The organism is Candidatus Firestonebacteria bacterium RIFOXYD2_FULL_39_29 (assembly GCA_001778375.1).
In the GTDB taxonomy this organism is placed as follows: Bacteria; Oederibacteriota; D2-FULL-39-29; order D2-FULL-39-29; family D2-FULL-39-29; genus D2-FULL-39-29.
Genome location: MFGV01000083.1, coordinates 1 through 13,034 on the forward strand (window position 1 = coordinate 1; position 13,034 = coordinate 13,034).

Genomic DNA, 13,034 nt, shown 5'->3' on the forward strand with positions numbered 1-13,034 from the left:
ATCCTGTTGATTTCAAAAAGTATGCCAAATTACACGATTCTTTCAAGATTTCTGCCTAAAATTTTAACAAAGAACAGTCTATTAGACAAAGATTAGAAGGAAATTTAAAGAATAAGCCGTAATATATTTTCTCCGAGTTAAGCCGCTGCTAAATTATTTATTTACAATCTGATAGATAGGCAAATAACGGTAATAAACCTCTAAACATAACACTCCCATCGCAGTTGTATAATTAAAGCCGCATTTATCTTCATAATCACGACCCAAAAATTGAAAACTACCGTCTGTATTTTGTTTTGTAACAATGTATTCTCTGAATAATTTATTCCAAGTTTCCCAATTCGCACCTCCCATTTGAAACAGCGCTAAATTGGTATAATACATATGATAATAATATGCTCTGGATAAATCCATGCTAACATTAGCAGCCATGCTTCTAACCAGAGGATCATTGGACTTTCCCGCTATAGTAAGACAAAAAATAGCTATTGGTCCGCCGGCAGCCGTTGTTCCTGTCTTGTCAATAGTGGAATAGCTTCCTTTAGTCTTTATAATATATTGTGCAGCGTATTCCAAAGCAGCTTTAATTTCCGGCTGAAGAATGCCGCTATAGGAAGCATCTTTGAGCGCCATTACAGCCCAGCCGCTTACGGATAAATCACTATCCTTGCTTGTTGGACTATACCTCCAACCGCCTTTGTGAGCTTCAATTTTATCTACTTCCTGCGCCGATATAATTAATTTTGTGGCATTTTCCACATTTGCTTTTATATTACTCGCTCCCCCCACTGCCAAAGCCTCTGATAATGCAATTGCCGCTATACAATGATTATACATTGTATCCCCGCCGATATAACCGGTAGGACCTTGCTTTGAAATTATATATTGAATCGCTTTTTGCAATGTCTTTGCATATTTATGCGGAGAATCTACCCTGAATCCGGCGCCTAAAAAAGCCAATGCGGCAAGACTGGTAATTCCTATTTGAGGTTCTGTTGCCTGCCAGGCAGGTAATGCTTTTGGAAGGACCTCCCAGGAGCCGTCTGACTTTTGTTTTTTAAATAAATATTCAAGCCCTTTATTAACTGCAGCTTCCGTCATCGGAGTTCCGCCATATTTCTTTGCCATCTCCGTCCTGTTCATTCTGGCAGAGAAAATACCGATACCTGCTCCGATACCTTTACCGATACCGGTACCCATCCCGCCGCCCTCACCGCCGCCGGCTCCGACAATATCCAGCGGTTTAATAACAGCACTTGATTTATTTGTATCAGCCATCTTTGTGTTAATGACGACTTTCGCGTCGGTAACTTTGATCTCTTGTTTGGCTGTTGAAGGAATATCAACAGGTTTTGAAGACGGAAGTTGTTTTTGTGTTTCCCATTCCGGCGCTTCTGCCTTTCCTCCTCCGCCCATCTGAAGGATACCTCTGAAAACTGTTTTCCTCATTGTCGGATTTACTATAACTATTCCACTGACAAGAAAGAGAATCAGGAGGTGCGCGGTGAAGGAAACAAAGAAGAACTTTGATTCTTTGATCTTTTCTTTAATTCGTTTCATTAGGTTCATTAAAGCTCCTCCGGTTAGGAAACTGCTTGTTAAATTTGGTATTTTTAAAGTAATTTTATTGTACTTGCATTATATCCACAATAAGAATATTTGTCAATAGCTGCAGATTTTAGCAAATATCGACAATGACTTTTATTACTTCGCCTTCTTTTTCTTTACACATTTTAATTGCGTCAACTATATTGTCAAGCTTTACATGATGCGTGATCAGTGTTTTTAGATTTATCCTGCCTCCCGAGACAAGTTTATTTGCAAGCGGGATCATTTTGTCATGATTATACATAATTCCGTGCATCTGTACACCCTTAGATGTTAGTTTTTGCGGGGTAAACTTTGACTGGCCCATAGCATGTCCATAAACAATATATTTTCCGTTTGCTCTGAGCATATCTACACCTTTATCTATCAAATCATCATTACTTCCGGAGGCATCTATTAAAACATCGATATCTATGCAATATTTTTTTACAGTTTCAACCAGATCTTGTTTGTCTGTATTAATAATAAGATCCGCTCCCAGCTCTTTTGCTTTATTCAATCTGAACTCATGCACGTCTGCAACAATAATTTCCATCGCCAGCAAATTTTTAGCGACCTGCAGATGAAGAAGACCGATAGGGCCCGCTCCGATTATTAGCACTTTGTCACCCGGCATAATACCGGAAGAATAAACTGACCCTAAAACCCCGTACAAAGGCTCAAGCAAGGCGCCCTCGTCATACGAGACATTGTCTTTTAAAATATCCATGGAAGCCAAGGTTTTCGGGTATAACCTGTTGTATTCGGCAAACGCCCCGCCGTCCATACCGCCCATTTTACAGCCAAAAGAGAGCCTGTCCCCGACCTTAAATCTTTTAATATTTTTACCCGCCTCAACTACTTCTCCGCTGGATTCGTGACCCGCAACATGAGGATTTTTCAGCCAGGGATTTAGTTTTATGTAAACACCTTCATATATATGATGATCGGTTGCATTACAAATACAAGCCCTGTGTACTTTGAGCAGTAAACTATCGTCATCAATTTGAGGAATATCCATTTCTTCGACTTTTAATTCATAGGGACCCCGGACTACGGCTGCTTTCATTTTGCCTTTCATAGTATTTTTCCTCCCCGCTCCTGCATATATGTAATATTTTTCTTAAGTGTTTCTGTATGGATCTCCTCTCTTACGTGAGGTTCTATTGAAAGAAATCCTTCATATTTGTCTTTTTTTAACTGCTTTAGCAACCCGTCATAATTACACCCGCCCTCCCCTAAAGCCAGACACAGATAATCGTTCTTCTTGTGCTTCCAAATAGTATTACCGGCTTTATCCAAATAGCAGTTAGCCTCTTTTCTTCCCCTTTCGCTAACTTCGGCCTTTTCCCATTCCTTTATCTTCATAGCGTCTTTTATGTGAATATATTTTATATATTTTTTAACAATATCATATGTATACGGGAACGGCTCTTCTCCCGCGATATAATAATTGCAAGGATCATAGAGAAGCCGGAAATATTCTGAATCCATATATTTTAATATCTCCAGAGTTTGTAAAGCACTCTGACACGGATCATCATAAAACTCATTTTCTAATACGAGATATACTTTATTTTTCTCCGCCTCTTTCAAGCAGGGCAAGATCCCGTTTTTATACTCTTTGAGCACTTCTTTTGTTAATATGCCGTTCTCCACTCCTCCAAACGGACCTATCCTTACAATATTCACATTCATTTCTTTTGCAGTATTTATACTGTCAATAAGAGTATTTTGGTTTTGCTCTATCATCTCTTTTTTGGTAAACACACACCAGTTATCCACACTGCTTATTTTCAAATTTTTCGAGCTTAATATATTTTTAAATGAGGTTATATTATCTTTGTAAAGAATATCTTTGCCGTAAATTACTTCAACATAATTGACATTCAAATCCTTAATAACCTTCAACGCCTTGTCTAAATTGTACGTTTCCGGAAAATCACCTGCAGAAATCGAGATCTTCATATTTTTACCGCCTCGATTTCATTATTTTTACAAATTTTACCCGCGGTTTCCCCCTGAACAAAACTTCCTCCAATTTCTATGGTAATCCCCGGTTTTGCATAACCTTTCATTCTCTGAAGCAAACGTTCGACCATCATTTGTCCCATTTTAAACAGGTCAAAACTATAACTGGTTATTTTTAAATCCAACTCTTTGTTTAAGTACCCTCCCAAACCGACAACACTCATATCCTGCGGTATTTTTATATCATTATCTTTCAATGCCAGGATAACAGGTTCGGCGACAGTATCATCAAATGCAAAAACAGCAGTTGGAAGATTTCTCTCTTCATATATTTTTTTACCCAGGTTATAACAGGAATGAAACCCTATTGGCGCTGAAAATATTCTCAAATTAATATTTAATTTTGATTCTTTTATTACCTGATTGATTGCAAGCATTCTAATGCCGTTTGACCTTTCAGGTATTTTTTCCCCTTGAGAGTTTTTTACAAGGCCTTCAACATATAGAATATCCCTGTGTCCTTTGTCGAGGAGATGCTGCATTAAACAGCGGGCACCTTTATACACATCAAAAACAATATAGTCGCATAACGGTAAACTAAGAACATTGTCGCCGGCAATAACAGGAATACCGGTTTCAATTAATCCCCGGATATAATTGTCATCCTCAATCCCCATTGCATAAATACCGCCAATATTTATTTTATTAATATTATCCAAAAACCGGTAATCGTCATAACTTTCCCGCACCTCAACAAAAATATCTATATTATATCTCCTCGCGGCTGATACCGCACTCTCGTACACTTTCGAAAAATATCCCCCAAGGAATTGTTTTTCGGTCAAAATATAGATAGGTTTTAGTTCAGGAGATGGAGGTAACTTTGATTTATTATTTATATTAATACTGCCTTTTACAAAAGAACCCGTCCCTTTTATTTTATAAATCAAATTTTCCTGCTCCAATAAGTTTAGCGCCTTTCTTACCGTGATCATACTTATATCCAATTCCCTGCTTAAATCCTCCATAAAAGGAAACGGCTGATTGGGCAAAAGATCTCCGTTTAATATACTTGTTTTTATTGTTTCGGCTAGTTGAATATATAGAGGAATTCCACTCTTTTTTTCTATTTTGAACTTCATTTTATACTCCGTCTACAAAGTGAATGCTTTATGTATTGTATATGCATTGTATGTGTATTATATCATATATGTACTACTTTGTCAAGTCAGAACGTCGAAGTAAAAAACATCCATCCGGGCGGGTTTTGGGAGTTTCGAGCTTTTAGTGGAATCGAACCCGAAATCCCAGTAAACCTTAATATTATGCAAGCCAATAAAGGTATGCTTTCTACTTAGGATTTCGGGTTACGGTATTGTATTGATTTTTTAATTTCAATAATATATCATACTAGATAAGTGCTTTCCCCCGGGGTAATATACCCTTACATTCTCTTCTCCTTCCGAATTGAGGAGAATCCGGGGATGCGGGTACCGGAATTACGGAGGATTCATGTCCGAGCTTTTGAAAACAGTCTTTTTTGACAAGCACATTGCCGCTAACGCAACTATGACAGACTTTGGCGGATGGAACATGCCTTTAAACTATCCCCGCGGAATTTTAGAAGAACATCTTATCACAAGAAAGAATGCCGGACTTTTTGATGTTTCCCATATGGGTCGTTTTGTAATTCGGGGAAAGAACTCTTTACTCTTCTTGCAGCATGTACTCACAAATAACGCAGCAGCTCTGGATATCAACCAGGCGCAATACACAATTATCCAAAACAGTAACGGCGGAGCAATTGATGATGCTTATCTTTACAAATTCGCTCCCACTGAATACATCCTCGTGGTTAATGCCGGTAACCAGCTAAGGGTCTGGGAGCATCTCTCCCATACCGCAAAGAGATACTCCTCCGCAGTTGAGTTTGAAGATAGATCCATTGAGATCGCCATGCTTTCCCTTCAAGGCCCAAAATCTAAAACTATTCTTTCTTCCCTTTTGGAAGGCGGAAGGATTCCCGACCCGGTAAAGAACGCAATGAGCTCGATAACAATTAAAGGCAGTAAAATACTTATAGCCAGGACCGGATATACCGGGGAGCCTCTCGGGTTTGAACTTTTTATTGCCCGGGAAGACGCGCTTAAAGTTTGGGACGCGCTCATTGAAAAAGAAGCCATTCCGGTAGGACTGGGCGCAAGAGATACTTTAAGATTAGAGAGCGGCCTTCCTTTATACGGGCACGAACTCGGAGTGGACCTGGAAGGAAAAGAAATCCCTATCTTTGCTGTTCCTCTTTCAAAATTTGCCGTTAGCTTTTCCCCTTTAAAAGAAAACTTTCTCGGAAAAGAAGCGCTCTTAAAACAATTTGAAGCGCAAAAGAAAATAATAAAAAAAGATTATTCCGCCATTAACGATCTTCCAAAACACATCCTGCCGTTCGCAATAATAGGACGAGGAATAGCAAGGCAGGGATTTAAAGTTTATAAAGGCGAAAAAGCCGTAGGTTATGTGACAAGCGGCACCATGATACCTTATTTTAAAACTACCGGGGAAGGGCTCGCAACCGGTATTTCCGAAGAACGCGGCATGAGAGCGATCGGACTGGCTCTGCTCGATTCTGATATAAGCGAGGGCGATAATATTCAAGTTGATATCCGTGGCGTAAAAGCAGACGGTATTATTGTAAAATGGCATTTGAGAACTGATGCCCCGCCTTATGCAAGACCAATACTCGCAGAACACACTGCTTTGGTAAAGCCCCTAAGTGAAAATACTTACAAAGAAAAGACAGAAAACCTGCTGGAAAAAGCTTTTAACAATACGGTCTGGAGGCAAAAAGAGTGTATTAATCTTATTCCGTCAGAGCAAACCCATTCTCCGGCAACACGTCTTCTTTCCGTCATGGATTCTTCCTTCCGTTACGCCGAACATAAAAAAGTAAGATCTTTTTACGACACCGAAGTATTTTATTATCAGGGTACGGATTTTATTGCGGAAGTGGAAAACCTGCTCGCAGCGGAATTCAGGAAATATCTCGGCTGTAAAAATGTGGAAACAAGAACAGTCTCAGGACAGATGGCAAATACAGCTGTTTTCGCGGCCATGCTAGATTTTGTTAACAGGGATAACAGGAAAGCAGAACCCAGACGTTTGAAAAATGTTATGAACAACCACATAATAAAAGGCGGGCATCTTTCCGCCCAACCTATGGGCGCGCTCAATAATTTTATTCAAATTGATCCTGTCACGGAAAGACCTTCGGTAATTAATTTCCCGACTCTTCCCGGTAATCCTTATAAAATAGACGCAAACGCCGCAAAAAGACTTATCGCGGAAAATCTACCGGACCTTATAATATTCGGAAAATCCCTGGTGCTGCATCCCGAACCTGTTGAAGAGGTTAAAGCCTTTATGCAGGCGCAGGGAATAAAATCTATCGTAATGTATGATATGGCCCATGTGCTGGGACTTATCGGGCCCTATTTTCAGGAGCCTTTCAAAGACGGTGCAGATATTGTTACCGGTTCTACGCATAAAACTTTCTTTGGAAGCCAGCGCGGCATAATTTCTTCCGACTTTGCCGAAAAAGACGATAACTATAAACTCTGGGAGACAATTGAAAACCGTGTATTTCCCGGTTCCGTTTCCAACCATCACCTCGGGACCCTTCTCGGGCTTTTAATGTCGGCTTATGAGATGAACAATTTTAAGGATGAGTATCAGGAAAAAGTTATAATGAATGCAAAAGCTCTTGCCAAAGCTTTAAAAGATCTGGGCTTTGAAGTCGCAGGAGATCCTGCGGTGTCTTTTACCGAAACCCATCAAATTATAGTAAATGTCGGGTATGCGAAAGGCCCGGAAGTCGCAAAGCGCCTTGAAGAGAATAATATCATAGTAAATTATCAGGCCACCCCGGAAGAAGAGGGTTTCACAGCTTCCGGCGCCCTCCGTCTCGGTTCCCAGGAAATGACAAGATTCGGCTTAAATGAGGATGATTTTAAAACAGTAGCCCAGCTGATCAAAGACGCATTTGACGGAAAATCCGTAAAGGAAGAAGTTAAAAAGTTCAGAGAAAACTTTTTAGATCTTAAATTCTGCTTTAAAGAACCGGAATTGGAAGAAAAGATCCAAAGACTGCACAGTTTAATCTAATATTTCATGTTTTTATTTCAATTTATCCTCGAAACCACAAAAAGTGGGACAGGCACGTGCCTGTCCCACTTTTTTTGTTTTTTTATTCGGCCAGTTTTGGATTCCCGCAGGCAGAGCAAAAATTATCAAAAGCTTTAAGCCCGTTACCGCAGGAATTACAGTAAACCGACTCTTTGTCTGAAGTATTTTCTTCGGTTATCGGACCCGGTTTGACGTATTTTTTTATATCCTCTCCCCGCCTTATGAGCTCACTTTCCACCAGAGACATGAAATACGGGGATTTGCTTTCCCAGACATATAATTGAACCAGATCTTCAAGCTCGAGATTCGCTATATTCAGCTTTTCCTTCAGAGAGTTGCTTATAAGCCCGCTCAGTTTATCATGCCCATCCACGGTCTTTATTATATCTTCTTTTAAATCTTTTTCAATCTCCTCCGGATTTTCTCCCCGCTCTTTAAGCTCTATTTTTACAAGCTCAAAATATTCCGGCACATACTCTCCGGAATTCTTTTTCTTCCATATGTTTTTTAGATCATTTGTTAAATACATCTTTATTTGTTCTTTCGCGAATTCTTTGTCAAACATTTTAGCTCCTCAATGAAATATGAATATTAAAGGGCTATCTTAAGCTTCATTCAACATCCGTAAGGATGGAATGAAAGCGACCTATAAAGGTTTAGAAGATAGCCCTTTAATAATTCTAAGATCAGTTTAACACAGATTTTTTAAAAGTCAATAGATGATGAAAACAATAATTATTTGTTATTATATAGTAAAGGAAATTAGCCTGAAGAAATTGTCCGATACTTGTAAGATATTATTCTGCGGGTAGTATCAAAATAAATGTTGAGCCTCGGCCCACTTCACTTTCAACTTTTATATCACCCTGCATACTTGCAAGTAACGTTTTGACTATAGAAAGCCCGAGACCTGTTCCCTGCCCGGCTTTTTTTGTAGTATAAAAAGGAGTAAATATCTTTCCCAGATTCTCCCGGGATATTCCTTCGCCCGTATCGGTAAATTTAACAACAATTTTACCGTTTTCCATCTGTGTTTGTATTATTAAACGACCGCCCGAAGGCATAGCATCTCTGGCGTTAGATATTATGTTCATAAACACCTGCTCAAGCTGCTGCGGAGCCGCCACATGCAACAGATTATCCGCGTATTCTTTCACTACGGTAACATTCATTATTTTAAGATGATTTTTTGTAAGCACAAGTACCGCATCTATCATTTTATGAATATCAACAGGCTGAATCTCCGATCCTTTTGTGCGCGAGTAGATGAGGAGCTGCTGGACGATATCCTTACATCTCTGAGAAGAAGTTTCTATTTTTTTCAGTTTTTCGTATTCGGTGTCGCCGTCTTTATGTACGCGCAGGAGAAGCTGGGTAAATCCCAAAATGGAAGTCATGGGATTATTTATCTCGTGCGCCACTCCTGCCGCCAGCTGACCTATTGCAGACATCTTTTCGCTTTGAATAAGCTGGTTTTGAAGATCGACTTTTTCTTTTTCCTGCTTCTTTCTTTCTGATATATCCCTTATAATACCCTGATGGTATTTTTTATCATCGATCACAATTGTCCGGGTACTGCTTTCTATCGGGAAGATCGTGCCGTCTTTCTTTTTATGCAGGGTCTCCATGACTATACCGCCGTGTTTCTCCGCTTCCTGCATATCGATTGACACCCTTTCTTTTACTTCCGGAGCTCTTAATTCTTTTATCCCCATGTTCATAAGCTCTTCATGCGTGTAGCCGTAAATCTCGGATGCTTTTTCGTTGGCAAAAACAAGTTTAAAGTTCTCATCTGCAAGAAAAATTACATCGTTCGCGTATTTCGTAATGTATTCGAGGTTTTTCGTCAAAGCTTTTTGCTTGACCTCGTATTCATACATCTGTTTCAGCCAGTTGTTTTTTTGCGTCACCCACAAGTAAGACAGCCCGAGACCAAACAGTGAAATCATAATTATGACAATGATTACAATTAACAGGAGACGCGCTTTGAGAGGTTCTTCCAGTTCTTTCAGATCTGTTTTTGCGGTGATATACCAGCCGGACCCCGGTATCTTTCTTACCGCAGATATAACTTTTTCACCCCGATAATCCACGCCGCCCAGGACTCCTTGATGTCCCAAAACAGCTCTGACAGCAGGAAATTCTGTTCTTTCCAGAGAATATCTGAGTTTTAAAGCAGTGTTTTTCTTGTGCCTGAGTTCATTTAAATAGACAACTTCATTACCTTCTCTCCGCACTAAAAGCGTTTCCGAAGAAGGGCTAGGAGTCGGCCAGATCTGGATCAAAGGATAAAGGAAATCAGCAGGATCTATGCCAAAAATAAGGACCGCAATGGGATCCACTTTGTTATCCACATCCAATGTAATCGGCACCAGTATTTGAATATGAATATCTCCGGAATTTGCGTTCCTGTGTATATCAAGAAAATTGATTTCAAGGTTCTTTGAACATTTTTTTATTTCCCCGCCAATATCCGAAGTGAAATCTCCTGTAGCTTTACCAACACTAAGTACCTGCCTGCCGCTCAGATCACAGAGAATTATATTTTGATAACCTCCAATCTCCCGGTATGATTCAAGCCGCTGCGCAACTTTATTTTCAAGATCCTTATCAGCCGTGTTTTCCAAATAACTTTTTATCTGCCCGATAAAAGGTTTTCCTTCTCGGACACTTCGAGGAAAGGACAGTTTTTCTTTTCTCCATTGAACGATCTGATCAGATTTCAATATTGATATAGCGGAGAGTTCAATTTTCCTCTGGCTTAGGATCCTATTATGCTCATAAGAATAAAAGAAGTATCCGGCTATAATAATGCAGATGCAAAGCACCATAAATATCGAAAAGAGAATTACCGGACTTAATATGTCTTTTTTCTGAGGAACCAAGCCGTCACCGCCATAGAAACACTTTTACTGCATTAATACTTTAGATTTATCTATATTTTTCAACATCCAAGAACTTGCATATCCTGCCGCCGGCAAGTTCATATATATAACCGGTTCTAAGCGCAACTTCCCTGTCGTGGGTCATCATCACCATTGTAACATTATTTTCGTGTTTTTGCTCTGCCATAAAATCAAGAACCAGAGAACCGCTCTCCCGGTCGAGATTCCCCGTCGGTTCATCGGCAAATATGAATTTAGAACTCTGGAAAGCTTCTGCTATAAAGATAAGAGGGACATCTATGAAAGTGACTGTCAAGACAAAAGAGTTTCCTCATTAATACTCTTTAAACAGCATTTAATTCTTCCTTGATTGTTTATATTCCTGCAAAACGAAGTGCTGTTTTAGCGATAGTTCTAATGACCCCGGACGATAGCTGAAGCCGGCATGGGAAAAGTGATTTTTTCAGTTCTTCCGGAGAATGTTTTTAAGTTGTTTCATAACTATTTTTTCCGCTTCCAGCCAATCGTTCATATCCTTACCGTGCGTGCCGTTTCTTTTTAAAAATAGTTCATAGGCTTTTTTTTCAATTTCCTTCAGCAATTGTTCTTTGCTGATGTTTTTATTTACAACCGGTAAAGCATTTACTTTTTTTATAGCCATTTTGCCTCCTTTTTAATTACTTGATTTATTGTAGCCCGTAATTTATCTGAACTGACGGGTTTCTCAAGAATAAAGTCAACTCCTTCCGGCTTTTCATCCTTTGCAATCATAAGCTCGCTAAACCCGGTAAGAAGAATTACAGAAACGTTTTTTTGTTTTTGTCTGATAAGAACAGCAAGGTCAGTGCCGCTCATTTTAGGCATTGCCATATCGGTTACGACCACGTCAAACGCACATTTGGACAGCATCTTTATAGCTTCATCGCCGGATTCCGCAGTCTCAACCTGATGTTTGTCGTATAATAGATATTCCTTTACTACTTCTCTAACAATCGGATTGTCATCGACCACAAGAATTTTAATGATCTTTTCTGACACATACTGCTGGTCTGCAATTTGTACTGACTTATTTTTCTGCCAGGCAGGAAATGTTATCGTGAACTTCGTACCTTTCCCTTCCCCGCTTTCAAGATGGATGTTTCCGTTGTATCTTTTCACAGTGCCGTAAACCATTGCCAGGCCAAGACCGGTACCTTTTTCTCCTTTGGTACTGAAAAACGGCTCAAAACAATGGAGTTTTACTTGCTCCGACATTCCTGAACCTGTGTCGCTTATTTCAAAGATGGCATTTGTTTTTTCGCTTCTGGTAGAAATGGTTATTACTCCGCCGGTTGTCATTGCGTCAACCGCATTAAAAATCAGGTTCACAATAAGTTCCCGAAACTCCGATTCCTCTCCTGCCGCCGGCCAAAGACCCTCAAGAACGGTCTCTACCTTAATCACCACACCTTTTGCCTCCATCTCATCCTTCCATCTGGGACGAGTAAGACCTATGATGTCGCTGATCAATCTATTCAGATCTACAGGTTTTAAAAGCGCATCAGACGGAGGAGCGCGAAAAAAGTCCTTGAGTCTGTTTATTACACTCGCTGCGTGTTTTGCGGAAGAGTTTATTTTCTTCAAATAATTAAGAGTTTTTTCTTTATTATTAAGATATGCAGGATGCATAATAAGCGTCTCGCTAAAACCCAGTATCGGAAACAACACGTTATTCAGATCATGGATTATTCCGCTGGACATCTGGCCGATGGCTTTTAACCTTTCCTGCTGTATCACTTGCTTCTGGATCCTCTCAAGTTCTTTCTCTGCTTTTCTTCTAGCGGTAACCTCGTCTCCGTATATATTCACATAATTGCCCTTGAGTACAGGGACAAGAGTAAGAGAAAAGACTCTCTCCCCGCATTTAGCTTCAACATTATTTTTAGTCAGATTTTTTCTGAGGGCTTCAGTAACTTCTGCTGCAATATCATGATTGATAGTCTGACCAATAGTGCTGTCCCACTTCCCCAGCATGCATTTTCCGGCTTCATTCGCATACAGCAGTTTTCCTTCGGGCGAAACCCGAAATACCGGATATGGACTTTCAAAAAGAAGCCCAGCTATATCTTCAAGGTTATCTTCCAAATTCATTTTTCACCAATTCCTTTCCACGGTAAACTACCAGGACTATTATAAATAGCAATAAACATGCCAACTAAAATATTATTTAAAAATAAGGAGTTTTACTGTAGAAGCATAGGTCTGCTGCTTAAAAGGATATGCAACCTGCACAATAATTTGTGCAATTGATTTTAAATAGAAAATACAATGCTAACGCCAAAACAGACCTAAAAACCATTAATTCAGACTGTGTCGCAATTATTTCTAGAAACACCGTTCTTTGACAACTGGAACCAAGAAGCGGTTTTTTAA

10 protein-coding genes are annotated in these 13,034 nt (G+C 39.6%); 1 reads left to right on the plus strand and 9 read right to left on the minus strand.

From position 1 onward, the window contains the following. Nucleotides 1-153: 153 nt before the first annotated feature. The 4 genes from A2536_01670 to A2536_01685 form a co-directional block, all read right to left on the minus strand. On the minus strand, nt 154-1,569 hold the full coding sequence (locus A2536_01670) for a hypothetical protein (GenBank protein OGF44699.1): 1,416 nt from the start codon (nt 1,567-1,569) through the stop codon (nt 154-156). 109 nt (nt 1,570-1,678) lie between these two features. Further along, complete coding sequence (locus A2536_01675) at nt 1,679-2,668, minus strand: hypothetical protein (GenBank protein ID OGF44700.1); 990 nt, start codon at nt 2,666-2,668, stop codon at nt 1,679-1,681. Next, a complete protein-coding gene (locus tag A2536_01680; protein ID OGF44701.1) occupies nt 2,665-3,555 on the minus strand; it encodes a hypothetical protein in 891 nt (296 codons plus the stop codon). Before A2536_01680 ends, A2536_01675 begins: the two co-directional genes overlap by 4 nt. After that, nucleotides 3,552-4,700, minus strand: a complete 1,149-nt coding sequence (locus tag A2536_01685) for a hypothetical protein (GenBank protein ID OGF44702.1) — start codon at nt 4,698-4,700, stop codon at nt 3,552-3,554. Before A2536_01685 ends, A2536_01680 begins: the two co-directional genes overlap by 4 nt. A gap of 370 nt (nt 4,701-5,070) precedes the next feature. Between A2536_01685 and A2536_01690 the strand changes: the two genes are divergently transcribed. After that, nucleotides 5,071-7,716, plus strand: a complete 2,646-nt coding sequence (locus A2536_01690; GenBank protein OGF44703.1) for a glycine cleavage system protein T — start codon at nt 5,071-5,073, stop codon at nt 7,714-7,716. 82 nt (nt 7,717-7,798) lie between these two features. Here the strand turns inward: A2536_01690 and A2536_01695 are convergent, their stop codons facing one another. The 5 genes from A2536_01695 to A2536_01715 form a co-directional block, all read right to left on the minus strand. Continuing rightward, a complete protein-coding gene (locus A2536_01695) occupies nt 7,799-8,302 on the minus strand; it encodes a hypothetical protein (protein OGF44704.1) in 504 nt (167 codons plus the stop codon). Nucleotides 8,303-8,534: 232 nt separating this feature from the next. Further along, nucleotides 8,535-10,622, minus strand: a complete 2,088-nt coding sequence (locus A2536_01700) for a hypothetical protein (protein OGF44705.1) — start codon at nt 10,620-10,622, stop codon at nt 8,535-8,537. Between the two features lie 46 nt (nt 10,623-10,668). Continuing rightward, entirely contained in the window at nt 10,669-10,938 is a 270-nt protein-coding gene (locus A2536_01705; protein OGF44706.1) for a hypothetical protein, read from the minus strand. 147 nt (nt 10,939-11,085) lie between these two features. Further along, nucleotides 11,086-11,283, minus strand: coding sequence for a hypothetical protein (locus tag A2536_01710; protein OGF44707.1), 198 nt, complete (start codon nt 11,281-11,283; stop codon nt 11,086-11,088). After that, nucleotides 11,274-12,752 (minus strand): hypothetical protein, encoded by a 1,479-nt coding sequence (locus A2536_01715; protein OGF44708.1) that lies wholly within the window; start codon nt 12,750-12,752, stop codon nt 11,274-11,276. The genes A2536_01710 and A2536_01715 overlap by 10 nt, the downstream gene beginning before the upstream one ends. Nucleotides 12,753-13,034 lie beyond the last annotated feature (282 nt).